At 36.5% G+C, this 14,776-nt stretch carries 35 protein-coding genes; 34 read left to right on the forward strand and 1 reads right to left on the reverse strand.

Translation table 11 applies throughout. From position 1 onward, the window contains the following. Positions 1-111: 111 nt before the first annotated feature. The 6 genes from HZ311_RS08540 to HZ311_RS08565 all read left to right on the forward strand — a co-directional run bounded on the left by HZ311_RS08540 (position 112) and on the right by HZ311_RS08565 (position 2,506). Positions 112-315 carry a helix-turn-helix domain-containing protein gene (locus HZ311_RS08540; RefSeq protein WP_178946583.1) on the forward strand — a complete coding sequence of 68 codons (204 nt, stop codon included), beginning with the start codon at positions 112-114 and terminating at the stop codon, positions 313-315. Continuing rightward, positions 299-580 carry a hypothetical protein gene (locus HZ311_RS08545; RefSeq protein WP_178946584.1) on the forward strand — a complete coding sequence of 94 codons (282 nt, stop codon included), beginning with the start codon at positions 299-301 and terminating at the stop codon, positions 578-580. Before HZ311_RS08540 ends, HZ311_RS08545 begins: the two co-directional genes overlap by 17 nt. 127 nt (positions 581-707) lie before the next feature. Continuing rightward, a complete protein-coding gene (locus HZ311_RS08550) occupies positions 708-1,466 on the forward strand; it encodes a phage antirepressor (RefSeq protein WP_178946809.1) in 759 nt (252 codons plus the stop codon). Between the two features lie 11 nt (positions 1,467-1,477). Continuing rightward, positions 1,478-1,813, forward strand: coding sequence for a MarR family transcriptional regulator (locus HZ311_RS08555; protein WP_178946585.1), 336 nt, complete (start codon positions 1,478-1,480; stop codon positions 1,811-1,813). Between the two features lie 97 nt (positions 1,814-1,910). Continuing rightward, complete coding sequence (locus HZ311_RS08560; RefSeq protein WP_077152146.1) at positions 1,911-2,147, forward strand: MerR family transcriptional regulator; 237 nt, start codon at positions 1,911-1,913, stop codon at positions 2,145-2,147. Continuing rightward, entirely contained in the window at positions 2,144-2,506 is a 363-nt protein-coding gene (locus HZ311_RS08565; protein WP_178946586.1) for a hypothetical protein, read from the forward strand. The genes HZ311_RS08560 and HZ311_RS08565 overlap by 4 nt, the downstream gene beginning before the upstream one ends. On the opposite strand, the gene HZ311_RS08570 is transcribed toward HZ311_RS08565, so the two are convergent. Further along, complete coding sequence (locus HZ311_RS08570; protein ID WP_178946587.1) at positions 2,507-2,710, reverse strand: hypothetical protein; 204 nt, start codon at positions 2,708-2,710, stop codon at positions 2,507-2,509. Positions 2,711-2,876: 166 nt separating this feature from the next. Between HZ311_RS08570 and HZ311_RS08575 the strand changes: the two genes are divergently transcribed. From HZ311_RS08575 to HZ311_RS08700, 28 genes are all read left to right on the forward strand, one after another. Further along, complete coding sequence (locus tag HZ311_RS08575; RefSeq protein WP_077151697.1) at positions 2,877-3,065, forward strand: hypothetical protein; 189 nt, start codon at positions 2,877-2,879, stop codon at positions 3,063-3,065. Positions 3,066-3,203: 138 nt separating this feature from the next. Beyond that, positions 3,204-3,332, forward strand: coding sequence for a hypothetical protein (locus HZ311_RS15925; RefSeq protein ID WP_269153463.1), 129 nt, complete (start codon positions 3,204-3,206; stop codon positions 3,330-3,332). Between the two features lie 55 nt (positions 3,333-3,387). Further along, on the forward strand, positions 3,388-3,588 hold the full coding sequence (locus HZ311_RS08580) for a hypothetical protein (protein ID WP_066025423.1): 201 nt from the start codon (positions 3,388-3,390) through the stop codon (positions 3,586-3,588). Continuing rightward, a complete protein-coding gene (locus HZ311_RS08585) occupies positions 3,585-4,259 on the forward strand; it encodes an ERF family protein (RefSeq protein ID WP_066025422.1) in 675 nt (224 codons plus the stop codon). The genes HZ311_RS08580 and HZ311_RS08585 overlap by 4 nt, the downstream gene beginning before the upstream one ends. A gap of 1 nt (position 4,260) precedes the next feature. Then, a complete protein-coding gene (locus HZ311_RS08590; protein WP_178946588.1) occupies positions 4,261-5,145 on the forward strand; it encodes a DUF1351 domain-containing protein in 885 nt (294 codons plus the stop codon). 32 nt (positions 5,146-5,177) lie between these two features. Beyond that, positions 5,178-5,864 (forward strand): putative HNHc nuclease, encoded by a 687-nt coding sequence (locus HZ311_RS08595; protein WP_178946589.1) that lies wholly within the window; start codon positions 5,178-5,180, stop codon positions 5,862-5,864. A gap of 1 nt (position 5,865) precedes the next feature. Beyond that, entirely contained in the window at positions 5,866-6,150 is a 285-nt protein-coding gene (locus HZ311_RS08600) for a hypothetical protein (RefSeq protein WP_178946590.1), read from the forward strand. Between the two features lie 2 nt (positions 6,151-6,152). Continuing rightward, the gene (locus HZ311_RS08605; RefSeq protein WP_178946591.1) at positions 6,153-6,980 is read left to right on the forward strand and encodes a replisome organizer; all 828 of its coding nucleotides are present in this window, start codon (positions 6,153-6,155) and stop codon (positions 6,978-6,980) included. A gap of 12 nt (positions 6,981-6,992) precedes the next feature. Further along, entirely contained in the window at positions 6,993-7,286 is a 294-nt protein-coding gene (locus HZ311_RS08610; RefSeq protein WP_229078077.1) for a hypothetical protein, read from the forward strand. After that, positions 7,276-7,440 carry a hypothetical protein gene (locus tag HZ311_RS08615; RefSeq protein ID WP_010733960.1) on the forward strand — a complete coding sequence of 55 codons (165 nt, stop codon included), beginning with the start codon at positions 7,276-7,278 and terminating at the stop codon, positions 7,438-7,440. Before HZ311_RS08610 ends, HZ311_RS08615 begins: the two co-directional genes overlap by 11 nt. Next, on the forward strand, positions 7,433-7,735 hold the full coding sequence (locus HZ311_RS08620; RefSeq protein WP_178946592.1) for a hypothetical protein: 303 nt from the start codon (positions 7,433-7,435) through the stop codon (positions 7,733-7,735). The genes HZ311_RS08615 and HZ311_RS08620 overlap by 8 nt, the downstream gene beginning before the upstream one ends. After that, a complete protein-coding gene (locus tag HZ311_RS08625) occupies positions 7,732-8,043 on the forward strand; it encodes a MazG-like family protein (protein ID WP_178946593.1) in 312 nt (103 codons plus the stop codon). Before HZ311_RS08620 ends, HZ311_RS08625 begins: the two co-directional genes overlap by 4 nt. Further along, positions 8,040-8,426: a beta-sandwich lipoprotein gene (locus tag HZ311_RS08630; RefSeq protein ID WP_034687964.1), complete on the forward strand. Its 387-nt coding sequence runs from the start codon at positions 8,040-8,042 to the stop codon at positions 8,424-8,426. Before HZ311_RS08625 ends, HZ311_RS08630 begins: the two co-directional genes overlap by 4 nt. 12 nt (positions 8,427-8,438) lie before the next feature. Then, positions 8,439-8,612: a hypothetical protein gene (locus HZ311_RS08635; protein ID WP_167347576.1), complete on the forward strand. Its 174-nt coding sequence runs from the start codon at positions 8,439-8,441 to the stop codon at positions 8,610-8,612. Continuing rightward, positions 8,609-8,743 (forward strand): hypothetical protein, encoded by a 135-nt coding sequence (locus HZ311_RS15930; protein ID WP_269153464.1) that lies wholly within the window; start codon positions 8,609-8,611, stop codon positions 8,741-8,743. Before HZ311_RS08635 ends, HZ311_RS15930 begins: the two co-directional genes overlap by 4 nt. Further along, positions 8,740-9,144 (forward strand): YopX family protein, encoded by a 405-nt coding sequence (locus HZ311_RS08640; RefSeq protein ID WP_178946594.1) that lies wholly within the window; start codon positions 8,740-8,742, stop codon positions 9,142-9,144. Before HZ311_RS15930 ends, HZ311_RS08640 begins: the two co-directional genes overlap by 4 nt. Further along, complete coding sequence (gene dcm, locus HZ311_RS08645) at positions 9,141-10,382, forward strand: DNA (cytosine-5-)-methyltransferase (protein ID WP_178946595.1); 1,242 nt, start codon at positions 9,141-9,143, stop codon at positions 10,380-10,382. The genes HZ311_RS08640 and dcm overlap by 4 nt, the downstream gene beginning before the upstream one ends. 13 nt (positions 10,383-10,395) lie before the next feature. After that, positions 10,396-10,962 carry a DUF1642 domain-containing protein gene (locus HZ311_RS08650; RefSeq protein ID WP_062805981.1) on the forward strand — a complete coding sequence of 189 codons (567 nt, stop codon included), beginning with the start codon at positions 10,396-10,398 and terminating at the stop codon, positions 10,960-10,962. Further along, the gene (locus HZ311_RS08655; protein WP_023519308.1) at positions 10,959-11,180 is read left to right on the forward strand and encodes a hypothetical protein; all 222 of its coding nucleotides are present in this window, start codon (positions 10,959-10,961) and stop codon (positions 11,178-11,180) included. Before HZ311_RS08650 ends, HZ311_RS08655 begins: the two co-directional genes overlap by 4 nt. Further along, positions 11,177-11,569, forward strand: coding sequence for a hypothetical protein (locus tag HZ311_RS08660; RefSeq protein ID WP_178946596.1), 393 nt, complete (start codon positions 11,177-11,179; stop codon positions 11,567-11,569). The genes HZ311_RS08655 and HZ311_RS08660 overlap by 4 nt, the downstream gene beginning before the upstream one ends. Before the next feature lie 165 nt (positions 11,570-11,734). Next, positions 11,735-12,106, forward strand: a complete 372-nt coding sequence (locus tag HZ311_RS08665) for a hypothetical protein (RefSeq protein WP_178946597.1) — start codon at positions 11,735-11,737, stop codon at positions 12,104-12,106. Between the two features lie 42 nt (positions 12,107-12,148). Then, on the forward strand, positions 12,149-12,340 hold the full coding sequence (locus HZ311_RS08670; protein ID WP_066025412.1) for a hypothetical protein: 192 nt from the start codon (positions 12,149-12,151) through the stop codon (positions 12,338-12,340). 13 nt (positions 12,341-12,353) lie between these two features. Then, positions 12,354-12,731 carry a hypothetical protein gene (locus tag HZ311_RS08675; protein WP_178946598.1) on the forward strand — a complete coding sequence of 126 codons (378 nt, stop codon included), beginning with the start codon at positions 12,354-12,356 and terminating at the stop codon, positions 12,729-12,731. Positions 12,732-12,733: 2 nt separating this feature from the next. Beyond that, entirely contained in the window at positions 12,734-12,937 is a 204-nt protein-coding gene (locus HZ311_RS08680; RefSeq protein ID WP_178946599.1) for a hypothetical protein, read from the forward strand. Continuing rightward, on the forward strand, positions 12,934-13,143 hold the full coding sequence (locus tag HZ311_RS08685; protein ID WP_178946600.1) for a Rossmann-fold NAD(P)-binding domain-containing protein: 210 nt from the start codon (positions 12,934-12,936) through the stop codon (positions 13,141-13,143). The genes HZ311_RS08680 and HZ311_RS08685 overlap by 4 nt, the downstream gene beginning before the upstream one ends. 257 nt (positions 13,144-13,400) lie before the next feature. Beyond that, positions 13,401-13,643: a hypothetical protein gene (locus HZ311_RS08690; RefSeq protein WP_178946601.1), complete on the forward strand. Its 243-nt coding sequence runs from the start codon at positions 13,401-13,403 to the stop codon at positions 13,641-13,643. A gap of 63 nt (positions 13,644-13,706) precedes the next feature. Further along, positions 13,707-14,111, forward strand: a complete 405-nt coding sequence (locus HZ311_RS08695) for an ArpU family phage packaging/lysis transcriptional regulator (protein WP_232092472.1) — start codon at positions 13,707-13,709, stop codon at positions 14,109-14,111. A gap of 73 nt (positions 14,112-14,184) precedes the next feature. Further along, a complete protein-coding gene (locus HZ311_RS08700; RefSeq protein ID WP_178946603.1) occupies positions 14,185-14,652 on the forward strand; it encodes an ArpU family phage packaging/lysis transcriptional regulator in 468 nt (155 codons plus the stop codon). Positions 14,653-14,776 lie beyond the last annotated feature (124 nt).

The raw sequence follows: 14,776 nt of genomic DNA on the forward strand, positions 1-14,776 counted from the left end.
GTACAGGTAAGTGACTATAGTAAAAAACAGTTTACAAAAAAATAGCGTTAATATCTAACAGGATCCTTGTTAAAAGGTAGTAAAAACAAAGGAAAGAAAGGAGGTGGCGGAATGTCATTGAAGCAACAAGTGAAAATTGCTCTTATTGGAAAAGGGTGGAGTCAACGAGAACTAGCTCGACAGATGGGTATTTCGATGGCGTACTTACAAGATATCTTACTTGAAAATCGCAAGCCAGTTGATCGACTTAAGCAAATTGAAGCACTTTTAGACATCAAATTGGAAGGGGTGGACGCAAATGTTCCAACAGCCTAATTTATTTGATCCAGTTGAATATGCGAAAAATTGTATTGAGGATCAAGTAGAAAAGTTAATGCCGAAAGAAATCTTATTTGCGACAATCGACATAAAAAAATTGGTACAGCTAACTAGTCACAGCGTAACATACTTGGAAAAGAATTTTATTAATACAGCTGAAGCTAAAGAACTCGAGTGTTCTCCAACCACTAAAAGACTTTGGAAATATCCAGAGATTAGAGATTGTTGGTTAGAATTCTGCAAACAAAATAACAAAATATAAACTAATAGTATCACTACTAAAAAATGCATTAGTAAGCAGTGTATGACAGGTGGCGAATTGATCCCATTGTATGTTCAAAAAAGCAGTGCTGAATGTTAAGAAAATATCAAAGAAAGGGATGGTAAAAATGGACTCACCACAAATTTTCAACTTCGAAAAACAGGAAATAAGAACAATAAAAATCAACGATGAACCATTCTTTGTTAGTAAAGATGTAGCTGAAATTTTAGGTTATTCAAATACGAGAAAAGCAATTAAAGATCATGTAGATGATGAAGATAGAAGGGCGGAACGAATCGTTACCCCCTTAGGAGGAATACAAACACTAACTTTGATAAACGAATCCGGGTTATATAGCCTTATCTTAAAATCGAAACTTCCAAATACCAAAAAATTTAAACGATGGGTAACTAGCGAAGTACTTCCGTCAATTAGAAAACATGGTATTTACGCAACGGATGAATTGCTAGACAATCCAGATTTGCTGATCGAAGTAGCTACAAAATTAAAAGAAGAGAGAACCCTTCGCTTAGTCGCTGAACAACGAGTGAATGAGTTACAACCAAAGGCAGATTACTATGACAGCATCTTAAAAAATAAAAGTCTTATGACAATCAGTATAATAGCGAAAAATTATGGTATGAGCGCAACCAAAATGAATAATCTTTTACATGAATTAGGTGTCCAATATCGCCAAGGAAAAGCTTGGTTACTATACCGTAAACATCAAGACAAGGGATATACACATACAGAGATGATCCCAGTACAAGGGAGCGATAATTTAAAACCTAGCACCAAGTGGACGCAAAAAGGGCATATTTTCATCTATCAGCTTCTGAAGAATGACGGGATACTTCCTTTGATTGAACAAAAAACAACAGCATAGGAGGTTTACAGATGCCAACTATTGAAGTGACGGAAAATGAAAAAATGATTATATATGGATTGAGAGCGATATTTGCTGAAAACAGTAAAAAGCAATTAGAAAAAGTTGAAGAACTTTATTTTGCTAAATCTAAACAAACGCTCTTTACCAAAAAAGAACTTGCAGAGAAATGGGGATGTACAGTCGTTACAGTAAGCACCTATTTGAACGCTAGTGGTGTGGAACCTGTCGACAAATCAGGAAGAAAGTTTCTGTTTGATCTTAATCAAGCAGAAGAAGCGAAGCGAGATTACACTAAAAGAACTCTTGTTAAACATAAGTTGGAAACACGAGCACGAGCAATGTAACTCATTAATAACTGCCTGCTAAAGCAGATGCGGAGGTGAACAGAATTATCGAATCAATTATTGTTATGTATGAACTATAGAAAGAGGAGGATCTTTTATGATTAATCTAGCTTTAGTCAATTTAGATGATTTAAAGATTTTGTTATCAGAGCATTCCATTCCAAATGAAGTCTGGAATTCGAAGCAAGCAGCTGATTACTTAACAGTCAGTGTTCCAACTTTGCATAAAGAAGCTGAACTTGGAAAAGTTCCTGGAGTGCGAATTGGCAAAGATTGGAAGTTTTCTTCAATCGCTTTATATCAATATGTATCTAAAAAGGAGGAATCAAAATGAAAATTACAATTGAAGCAACACCAAAGGAAGTAAAAGACTTAATACAAGGTATTGCGAGTAGCAATGAGGAAAATACTACCCAAGAAAAAAAGGGTATTACGGATGTGCTTCGAGGAGTTGACGGAGGGTTTGCGATCGGCGGGATCGAGTATGATCCAGGGACAGGTGAAGGAGCTTTGGAAAAAATGGAAAGTAAAGAGAAAGTCGAAATTACAGTGAACTCGCAAGTCGATACATTTGAAAAATCAAAAGAACTCCTAGCCGACCTAGAAGTTCTAAATGAAAAGTATGACATTGTAGCCACTGTCACTGTTAATAAAGAAGTTGATTGCGATTTTACCATAGCACAAAAATTTTAATTACTGATTTAACCAATGGTGATACTCTTCCAAGAGCCTAAGCGACATGTAAAAGGATACGCCTGCAATTTCTTGATGATTATCTTTTCTTTCTAAATTTTTTCTACCTTTTTGGAAATCATCATTAGCTTTAGTAGCGATTTCAAATCGTTTTTCGGAATTAAGAGTTGCAATAAAATCTTCAAATTGTTTCGTGTCGTCCACCCTCCTTATCAATTATTTCAGCCGACCACTGACTGATAAGGAAATTATACCAAAAATAACCCCGCACGGAAGGAAGGACCGAATATGACAGTAATCTATTTACTTATTTTAATCTTACAAATAGTCAATTTAGCTATGTTAATTAAAATTTATAGGAGGTAATTTGATGGCATACACAGTACAACAAGAACACCAGATTCTCAATCTTATAAGGCTACGTAGAAAAGAATTACAGGATGATCGTGCAGCACTCAGAAAAGCCGATGAGCTTTCAGATAGACAAGCAGAGCTGATTGCGATGGAGCTTGAAGATTTACGAATGTTAGAAATTAAAAATAGGGAGATAAGACTATGAAAAAGACAGACACGCTTTTTATCGGAGTCATCTTAGGTTTACTCGTACTAGTAGCGCACTACAGCGTAGTGGGAGGGAGTATTTTCGCAAGTTTAATGGTTTTGATGAACCTATTAGATTCCAAGGAAAGGAGAACATATGAAACGAAAAGAAGCTTTGAAAAAAGGAAAGGTGATTGCTGACCGATGGTGGTATGACAATAAGTCAACTATTTTAAGCAAACAGCTAATCAAGAAACAAAAAGAATGGATACAAATAAAAAAGTGACTCCGCCGGCAAGCAATGAGTCACATACAAAACATATCTAAGGAGATTTTAGCATATGAAGAATGAACTTTCCAGTTTAGATCAATATTTGACTAATCAGAAAACTGATTGTTCCACAGAAATTGAAGCATTTGATTGGCAAGGAGAACCTCTTTATTCGGGAGAAACGGTTTATTCAATTGATAATGAATATGTTCGAGAAGATGATTTAAAAGCGTTTATAGAAAGTAGTGTCGGAAAGCCGGTGGAAATATGAAAGAGATGAATGAAATGTCTTTCAACGAGAAAGTGATCTCTGTACAAAATGAGCTGAAAGCTCCTAAAAGTCAGTATAGTGAGTACGGCAATTATAACTATAGAAATTGTGAGGACATCCTAAAAGCTGTTAAACCATTAAATCAAAAAATGGGATTGTTACTGACACTTACAGATGAACCTGTTGTAATTGGGAATCGTTTCTATATTAAAGCAACCGCACTATTAACAGATGGAAAAGAAGTGCTAAGTATTACTGCATATGCGAGAGAGGCTGAATCAAGAACAAAGATGGATGATAGCCAAGTAACAGGATCTGCTTCTTCATATGCTCGAAAGTATGCTTTAAACGGTCTGTATTTAATTGACGATGCTAAAGATGCTGATGCACTGCCACAAGATAATCCTGAAATTGAAAATTTACATGATGAATTTGTCAAAACCTTTAATAAGTATGTTGATCAAATAGCTGAAACAACAGGTTTACAAAAGGATGTAGTCGCTGCAAATTCACTTGGTAAACATGGATTTGAAAACATAGAGCAAGTAACTAATGAATTCTATTCAGAACTAATTGGTTACTTAAAAGTTTCAGCTAAAAAAGCAAAACAAAAATTCAAAAATGAACCACAAGAAAAGTTAACGACAAAACCATCGTGGGAGGATTTATAAAATGAGCAATGAACTATCAACAGAAGTCATCTTTGATGTCAATTATCAACCAAGTGTAATTGAAATTATCAATGAAGATCAACTAGCGAATTTAATCAATGCAACTGTTAAGCGTTTTGAAAATTTGATTTTTAAAGAAGAGGATATTGCAGATGCTAAGAAAGCAAGAACGGAACTAAATCGAATTTTTGATTTGATCGATTCGAAACGAATAGAAGTGAAGAAGGAGTTTAGTGAACCTCTTACTGCATTTGAAAAACAAATTAAAGCCTACAGCGATGAGATCAAACTAGCATCTAAAGGTATCGCTGACCAAATTAAAGAATTTGAAGCTAAAACAAAGGAAGAACGAAAAACAATTGTTTTGGCATTCATCAAAAAACAAGCAAATAAGGCTGAGATTGAACCTAATGAAATCAGCCTCCAAAGTAATTGGCTGAATGCTTCAAGTTTTACAGCCAAAAACAATTTAACGAAAAAAATTGAAGAAGAAATAATTGCTGAATGCACAGCCATAAAACAAGAAAAAGAAAACTACGAACAGCAAAAATCGTTGGTTGAAAGCTATGTAAAAGCTTATGGTCTTGAGCCAATGGCTTGGATCTCTTTAATTGATGAAGGACTAACTGCAGCACAGATTTTCCCAAAGATAGATCAAGCTGTCAAAGAATTAAGAGAAAAAGAAGAGAAAGAAATAGAAAAGACAGAAAAACAGATCAAACAAACAGCAACTCCAGAAAGGGCTGTGGGAACAACAAAAGAAATAGACACCGATGAACCAAAGTATTCCTTTGCTCTAAATATTACAGGCACTGCTAAACAATTGTCAGTTATCAAACAAACGATTGAAAGCTTAGGTGTAGAGTACTCCGTTGAGATGAATTGATCAACGAATCAGAAGAAAAAGAAGTGATTTAATTGTTTAAACCGCTAATCGATTCATATTCTGCGATATTGAAGCATTTCAAAGGACAAGAAATTAGCGCAACGATCAACGAAGAAGTAAACATCGAACGACTTAAAACAATGTACGAAGGCTATGAAGGCGATCGGATTATTGAAGTACGTTTCATCGATCCACGTCGCTTCACAGCCCAACAAAGAAACTTCATCTATGCGCTCATAGGGGATATATTCATCGATACAGGCACACCAACGGACTTCTGGAAGGAATTCTTCTACTCTCGTTTTGAAGGTATCACAGGGCGAAAAATAAGCCTCAAGGACGAATCGGATACAACCGTGAGCGATGTAAATATCCTAGCAAATATCATCTTAGATTTCATCTTTGAACATCATATTCCATTCAAAGAAGGTTATGAGATTTTACCAGCGAATCAAGAATACTACTTGTACAAGTGTATTACGAAAAGAGTCTGTTGTATCTGTGGAAGAACAGGAGCTGACATTGATCATTTTGATAAAGCATTGGGTAGACGAAAACGTAAGAAAATTGATCATTCAGAATACACTTACGCAGGACTTTGCAGAATACACCACACAGAAAAACATCAATTAGGTGTAACTAATTTTAAGAACAAGTATCAAATAAAAGGGATTAAGTTAAATCAAGAGACAATCAAAAAACTTAATATAGGTGGTTAAAGTGAGCAGACGTTACGATATTGAATCTCATTTGGAAGAATTAAACAAAACCGAAAGACGGTTGCATGAAGAGATAAATACGCTAGAGAGTGAAATAGATTCTCTAGAAGAAGAATTAGAAGATTTAGAGTCAGATTATTGGGATATCCAAAAAGAAATCGATGTTCTTAAATTTGAATTAAATAACTTATCAGACGAAGAAGATGATGAAGAATATATAGCTGAAAAGTGGTTAAACCAGGAAGAAAGTTTGTTTGATAATTTTGAATTAATTAAGGAGGAATAGTCTTGGCAGAAAGAAGAATGTTCGCAAAGACGATTATTGATTCTGATGCGTTCCTAGATATGCCTTTATCAACACAGGCATTATATTTTCATCTATCAATGCGCGCAGATGACGACGGATTTATCAATAATCCTAAAAAAATACAACGTATGGTTGGTTGTGGCGATGATGACTTAAAACTGCTTATGGCAAAAAGATTCATCTTAGTTTTCGAGAGTGGTGTGATCGTAATTAAGCATTGGAAAATACACAACTATATTCGTAATGATCGCTACAAACCTACGTTATATCAGGATGAGAAAGCTTTACTAGCGGATAAAGATAACAAAGCATACACCTTTGCAGAAGAGCTTCCTAATCGAGATGAAAATCTTGGTATACCAGATGACAACCAAACGGTATACCAAATGGATACACAGGTTAGGTTAGGTAAGGATAGGTTAGGTAAGGATAGTAAAGATATAAGAGATGTAACGCCTCCGAAAAAATCGAAGGCTAAGCCCATCCGTCATAAATACGGAGAGTATAAAAATGTTCTCTTGTCAGATGACCAAATGGAGAAACTCAAAACAGAATTCCCTAATGATTATCAAGAAAGGATTGAACGGTTATCCGAGTATTGTGAATCAGCTGGTAAAACTTATAAAAACTACTTAGCCACTATTCGAAGCTGGGCAAGGAAAGAAAAATGTGAGCCTAAGAAGATGAATAGTAGCTACAAGCGCACAGGAAGACGAGAGACACTGCCTGAATGGGCAATCGACCAAGAAGCTTATCAAAAGAAAAAAGCGCTAGAACGATCAAATAAGCCCCGATGGGATGAAGCGTAAGGGGGAGAAGATTTGGATATTAATTTTGACTACTTAGGATTAATCAAAGAAATCGCTAAGTATAAAAAAGATGAGGAGTACGACATTTTAGGAATCGTACATGATCAACTGGCAGCAGTTAATCTCGAACAGATCAAAAATGATCGTAGATGTTGGGCGAAATTACGTCATTATTATGCTTTTTACATTGATCGTACAAAACTAAGGGAAACAGCTTATATGAAATTGCTTTTTTGGGAATGTATCAAAGGATTAAAAGCACATTTAAGAGAACTCGAAAGACAAGGGTACTGTCATGGAAATTAATGAGTTGAAAGCTCAAGTGGAGCTAATGCACAAAGAAGCGATGAGGCAAAGCGCTTCGTATGAAGACAAATGGTTAAATACATTTCACGGCGGACGTGAGAGTGCACTTGATCAAGTACTCAAATTATTGAAAGGAGACTGTCAGGATGGATAAGAAAGCAGCAATGAAACGAATTGCTGAATTAACCAGTACGGAATCTTGGCAAGAAGATGAAAAAATCATCGTAGAAGTACAAAAGCTTGGTAAACAGATATGGACTGAGAAGCTTAGAAGAAAAACGCCGAGGAATATTGCAATTTGGCATGGTGACAGAATTCTAGTTACAGGCACAGCTGAACAGCTAGCAGAAATTACTGGGCTAACAAAAAACATCATATGGAGCAGAGCGAAGCATATGGATATTGACTCTAAAGGTCGTCAATTTAAATACATGGAGGAAGAAAAATGAACGAACTGACAATGAATATTGAGAAATGGGCTAAAAATAAAGGATTGGATCAGGCTCAACCAGAGAAGCAGATGTTGAAGGTAATTGAGGAACTTGGAGAGGTCGGCGCTGGCATGGCTCGTGGCAATTTAGAAGCCATAAAAGATGGTATCGGAGACACGCTTGTTACTCTTATCATTTTAGCTATGCAACATGGGTTGACTGCTGATGAGTGCTTAGAACAGACTTGGAACGAAATCAAAGGACGTACTGGGCAAATGATTGATGGGGTGTTTGTGAAGTCTAGTGATCTGGAGGACAGCAAATGAAAAAACTAATTATGCTCATTGTGACTATAGGAATGGTTTTTAGTTTATCGGCATGTCGTCAAGCTACGAAAGTGTCTCATAACGTAAGCCAAGAAGCAGATAACTTCAATGTAATTCGTCGTGTCGCTGTTATGAACACATTATCTAACACAGTAGAATTTGAGGTTATTGGAAGAATTTCGGTAAATACTAGTAATTCTGAAAAGCTCGAAATACTAGTCGAAACGGAAGAAGGAGTTTATAAAAAGCATTTAATCAATATGACGCAGTTCAATATGTACGTGATAGAAGATCTTGCAGGCGCTGAAGTGAACCAATACAAATATGAAGTCAACTATATGCCTGAGAGCATTGTACCTTTCACCATGACAGAAAATAAGTAGGAGGGACAGCAAGTGGATGCACCAAAAGAATTATATTCAGATGCATTAAGAGGTGCTCGAAATCACCTAAAGGGTGCAAAAAGAGCATATAAAATACAACCTACGCTCGAAAATGAACGCAGAGTAAAAGCAATTCGTCGTAGATGTTCCATTTATGGTGAGTTACAGAAAGGGGACAGCAAATGAAACGAATATCGATCAGTAAAGCCATTCGTCGATTAAGAAGCTATCTATACGCATGCGCTACTGGCGAAGAACGAAAAGGCATAGAAAAAGCTATTGTTATTTTTGAGAGTATGGAGGAGGACAGCAAATGATACCGAAACTTAGAGCATGGGATAAACGACAGAATGTAATGAGAGACGTAGCAGTCTTACATTTTAATAAAAGCGGAAAGGTCAACTCTATTGAATATTGGAAAACTCCTTCTGAATTGAAATCGTATCATGTGAGAAATATTGAATTAATGCAATCCGCAGGACTGAAAGACAAGAACGGTGTAGAGATTTTTGAGAGGGATATTATAAAAAACTCAAATGGATTAACCGGCTATGTAACTTATCTGCAACAAGAAGCTGGCTTTGTAGTTGTATTAAAGAAAAGTGATTACAGATTAGGTCATAGAAATACTGGGGAATCATATGCAGAAGCAACTAACCATGAAGTCATCGGAAATATATACGAGAATCCAGAGTTGTTGGAAGAAGTGAAGAAATGAGATTTTTAGACTTATTCGCAGGCATCGGCGGATTTCGATTAGGTATGGAATACGCTGGACATGAATGCGTAGGCTTCTGCGAGATCGATAAATTCGCAAGAGCTAGCTACAAAGCAATACACGAAACAGAAGGAGAGGTGGAAATGAATGATATCACAACAGTATCAGATGAGTTTATTCGAGGAATCGGAAGTGTCGACGTTATCTGTGGAGGATTTCCGTGTCAGGCTTTCTCGATTGCAGGAAAGCGGAAAGGTTTCGAAGATACTAGAGGAACTCTCTTCTTTGAAATTGCAAGGTTCGCATCTATTCTCAGACCACGCTATCTATTCCTTGAGAACGTCAAAGGACTCCTCAATCACGAAGGAGGGGCTACGTTCGAGACGATCCTCAGAGCCTTGGATGAACTCGGGTATGACTGTGAGTGGGACTGTATTAACTCTAAAGACTACGTTCCACAAAACAGGGAGCGAGTATTCATTATCGGATATCTTAGAGGAGAACGTACCAAAAAAATATTTCCTTTCGAGAGAGAAAACCGAACAGCTATTGAAAACAATATAAAACCAATTAATGATTTAAAGAAAACAAGAGAACTATTAAATTTTGATAGTACAAATAGATTTTATGATGTATCAGGAATATCCCCTTGTTTGAACACGATGCAAGGCGGAGATAGAGAGCCGAAGATTGCCATTGTAGGAAATATAAATCCTAGTGGAAATGGAATGAATGGACAAGTATATTCATCGAACGGATTAAGTCCTACATTAACTACAAATAAAGGTGAGGGGACAAAAATCGTAGTTCCAGTATTAACGCCGGATAGATTTGAAAAGAGGCAAAACGGAAGACGATTCAAAGAAGATGGGGAAGAGATGTTTACTCTCACTGCTCAAGATAGACATGGAATCCTAGTCAGAGAAGCAACTACAAAAGGATACGCTGAAGCTTTACCAGGTGATAGTGTAAATATCTCTCATCCTAACTCGGAAACTAGACGTGGTCGAGTTGGTAAAGGAATAGCAAATACACTACTAACTGGTGAGGAGCAAGCAGTTGTTACAGAAAACTATCGAATCCGTAAACTTACACCTCGTGAATGTTGGCGTCTACAAGGTTTTCCAGATTGGGCATTTGATCGAGCAAAACAAGTAAACAGCGATAGTCAACTATACAAGCAAGCTGGAAATAGTGTGACGGTTCCAGTGATTGCAGATATAGCAAAGAGATTGTGAAGGAGGAACAGCGATGAATAAACAAGGTTTGATTGAGAAATTAGAAAGTTTATCGATTGTAAAATCAGGCGAATCGACCTACGATGAAGGATTTTATGATGGCGTCTATGCTTCGATTGAGTCAGCAAAACAACTAGACGAACCGCAGAAGCCAGTGGTGCCTAAGTTTGTGGCGGAATGGTTAGAAAAGATGCGTAAGCAATTAGTTTCATACCATTTTGAATCAGGCGCAAGATTTATGATGTTTATAGGTATAGACTATCACCAAAGAAGAGGGCTACTCACGCTTAATGAAAAAGTTCGACGTTGGCTTGAAAAAGATGGAAATGAAGTAAAACTATCTAACGCTATTGATTATGGCTACGAGGTCGAGCAAGAGCCATTGTATTATGTTTATTTTCCAGAGATAACTGCGTCAGCAGGCATTGGAGAAGCTTATCTAATGAAAACTCGTAATGGAGTTGAATTAGCCGATAATAATGACTTCGACGATATGAAATTCACGGAACAAGAAATCAAAACAATCGACGAGAGATACTGGGCGTTTGCTGTGCCAGTGGAAGAGGTGATGGAAGGATGAATATAGAAAATACAGCATTACCTGAAAGTGGGTATTTGGAAAAAGTGATTAATGTCGAGAGATTGCAAAATGGTAATTTTCAAGTGATGGTAAGAGCATTTCCAACTAGAAAAAGAAAAGTCCAAACTATTAAAATGGAATTTTCTCAAAACGGATTTAATGCATTAGTAGGATCACTAATGGCGATGGCGCAAGCGGAAGAGGTGGCAGAAGGATGAGTAAGCTTAAAGTTGAAGATAATGTTTTTTACAAAGGCGATGAAGGCATCATCCGAGAAGTTATGATAGATGGAAAAGAAGATTTTTATAGGGTAGATGTTAGCAAAAAATCTATACACTACCTATATGAAGACGAATTAGATTTAGTTACTCAAAAACTCAACGACAACCAGAAAGTCGTGTTGGAATGGTTGAAAGAAAAATACACATATACGGATATTGGAGCTATTGAACTATTTTGGAGACTTAAAGTCAATTCCACAAAAGAAAAATATCGCTATAGAGATGTTTATATGAGCTACAAAAACATGACGAATAGCGAACAACTGCAAATTTTAGCAGCATTCGCTCAATGGGCATTAGAACAGGAGGCCGTCAATGAGAAATAAATACCCGGGCTATTGCTATCGATGTGGCGGCTTCGTTGATCGTAGTAAAGGACATTTCGAGAGGAAAAACGGATATTGGAGGATCCAGCACGCAGATTGCGCCATCAAATATCGAGGCACTAAAGTTCAAGGGAATGGGCTACAACCTAAACAGGAGGAAGCGGGATGAAAAAATGTCCAATATGTGAAAAGGTGTTTCGTCAATTTGAGGATGTAGTAGAAATAGAAAGTAAGTTTTATCACGAGGGTTGTTTAGAAATCGTACCAGTAAAGTTTTGTGCTTATAATCCAAACGAGGATGATTACGAGAATTTTATTGGTCAATTCGATCCTGATGACAAGTCTTGGGTAAGCGATATGATGGGTGACGGTGATTATTTAAAAGAAAAACGCTTTAAGGTTTCATATACCAATGTGTTGATTGAAACAGGTGAAATTGAAACTATAGAGATCTTTGCGCTTGATGCTGAGGAAGCAAAGGAAAGATGGTCATCACCATTTCGTCAGGTTTTAAATGCAGAAGAAATAGAAGATTAATTCCACAATCGACAGAGATAAACAACTGAAGGAGGCGATATTATGTCTGGTAATGACACACATGAAGTTACACAAGAATGGTTGAATCAACATGAGTTTCTACTGGCTTTCTACTTTATCCTATGGAATCAAAGTTGGGTTTCCACTGACAAAGTATGGGAATGGACGAAACAAGCAGAACAAGATACAGGCTATAACGCAGATGGTGAAGTAGTCAGCTATCCGACGAAATAGCAGAAAGCGAGTAATGAATGTGAGTGAAGAATACAAAATTACTACAGGGAAAATCACTGGTGAGACTTTAAAGATAGATCTAGAATCGTCAATAATAATTGATGGTAAAAGCTATACTTCCAATGAATTTAATGAAGCGGTAGAAATGTTAAAACAACCGCAACTCAACGAGAATCAGCAAAACTTGATCATCTGGATGAAAGAAAATGAATGTGAAACGAATGATCCGCTAGAGTCGATATCCGACTTGTTTTTGAATGGCACACCAAGTAAGTATTTTCCTGATTTACCATTAAGTTGTTTGGAAGCAGCTTACCAAAGTTTAAACAATCAACAAAAAATGGAATTGGTAAGTGAGTATTTAAAACAGTATTCGGAACAGGAGGAGTAGGAATGGAAAAAGATAAAAGTTTAATCATATGGAATAAAAACGGATCAACCATGAAATTTGAGGAAGTAACTAATTTTCGAGATGAATGGCAAAAAGAACAAATTTCTTTTGAATATTTTGGGGTTAGCACCCAAGTCCGTCGGAAGGCAGTATTCTACACCAATAATATTGCTGGCTATGCTTTAGAGCAGGAGGAAATCAAATGAAATTTTATGTAATTGAGTTTGGTGAATATTTTTATAGGAAAGATGATCGATATATGGGTGGTGCTTCATTAAGTGTGGTTCACGCATTACAAGATGCTCGGTGGTTTCGTAATTATGAAGAGGCTGAGGAAACTACGGAAAAATTCGGTGGTGAAGTTAAAGAATGCAGTGTATCGGGATTGGAAGCGGCTGAGGAGGAAAAATGATGAATCACATTGTGGCTATCATATTTATAGTATCATTCTTATTCCCGAGCATACGTTACTATGACAAAAGTGGTAAAAATCGTTTCATGGCTGATGGAATACTAATATGTTTAATCAATTGTTATCTAGACAGTCGTGACACGGATTGAGGCGACGAAATCAAAGGATTTTACTTATTGCAACTTTAATACAAGTATAGAGTAATTTTTGCAACCGTCAAAAATGAGTGTCACAAATAAAATGGAAAAGGAGGCTTGATGATGGATCTACCAACTAAAAATCCTATAAAGCAAGAGGAATCAGAATTTAAAGTCGGCGATATGGTTCGTTGTACAGCAGAAGAGTTCATTTATCCAATCAGAGGGTATGTAGAACGTGTGTACAATCATTCAGCAGTTATTCGTATTGAGAATACGATGGACTGTGACAAAGAACTAGCGAAGAGCAAAGCGAATATTGCGGTTGCTCGATTAGTGGATATGGAAGTTATGAAAGCTTAGTTTTGCTCTTTAAACTTTCTTACAAATATGAGTATTTTTCTACAACTGGAAGGAGAAGGAACAATGGCAAACCCTTTGGAGAATATAGATGTTAAACAAACAAGAAAAAATGCAAGGGCAGTATTAAACAACTATAGAAATTTAGAACGTTTAGTCGGACCAGTGAAAGTGGACTTTTCCGTGATGATGATTACTAAGAAGTTTAAACCTATAAATGACAGTCAAAATGAAGAAATTATTGAAGCGGTAAGCATTCGAAATTCGGTTATTGATGCGTTAGTGCGGTTAAGTAAAATTCATTTTCAAGTTCTTTATTATAGCTTTTGTTTTCCTAATAAGATGACCATGTATCAAATTGGGGAAAAGTTAGGATATTCTGACAGAACTATTGAGAGAATGAAATCCGTAGCTTTGATCGAATTCGCTGAGGCATATAAATCGGGTGAACTTATTTCACGTACAAAATAAAAAAGCCGGATTCCTCCGACTTTAATTAATAATTCTGACACAATTATTATATCATAAATGGAGGAATCAATGGATGGTACTTTTCGATGTAAAGAAATATGAGACACCAGAGGCAAAAGATGTGGATATGGATAACACAAAACATAATGTTGGTGTTTTTCTTTCAGCATATCTGTCAGCTAGATGTAGGATAGGACAACCTCGGGAGCCTAAAGTAACAGCATCTTACTCCTTGGTTCCACCTTCTACAGCAAATAATACATTTGAAGCAGAACGAATGATGATTGAGAGAGAGGAAGCGCAAGAAGAATTTGAGTACTTGCACAAATTATTTGTTCGTGGCTATTCAGCAATTCAGCATCCGCATAAACCTGATGTAACAGAGAGGCGGAAAAAGATATTCTATGATCGCTATATCAACGGTATGTCAATTTATGTAACTGCTCAAAGAAATAATACGAGCGAAGAATCTGTAAAAGCAGAATCGAACAAAATCATCATTCAATTTGCTTCTTCCTTAGAACTGGTTGCTTTTAAGTAGCCAGTTTTTACACTTTTTATACCCATTTACTACCCAAATGCTTTCCTTTTTATACCTTTTTTATACCAATCAACTACCTAGAAAATGATTTATTATGATAGTGTCGAAAGATTAGTAAACAGGA

The organism is Enterococcus mundtii (assembly GCF_013394305.1).
GTDB classification, from domain to species: Bacteria; Bacillota; Bacilli; order Lactobacillales; family Enterococcaceae; genus Enterococcus_B; species Enterococcus_B pernyi.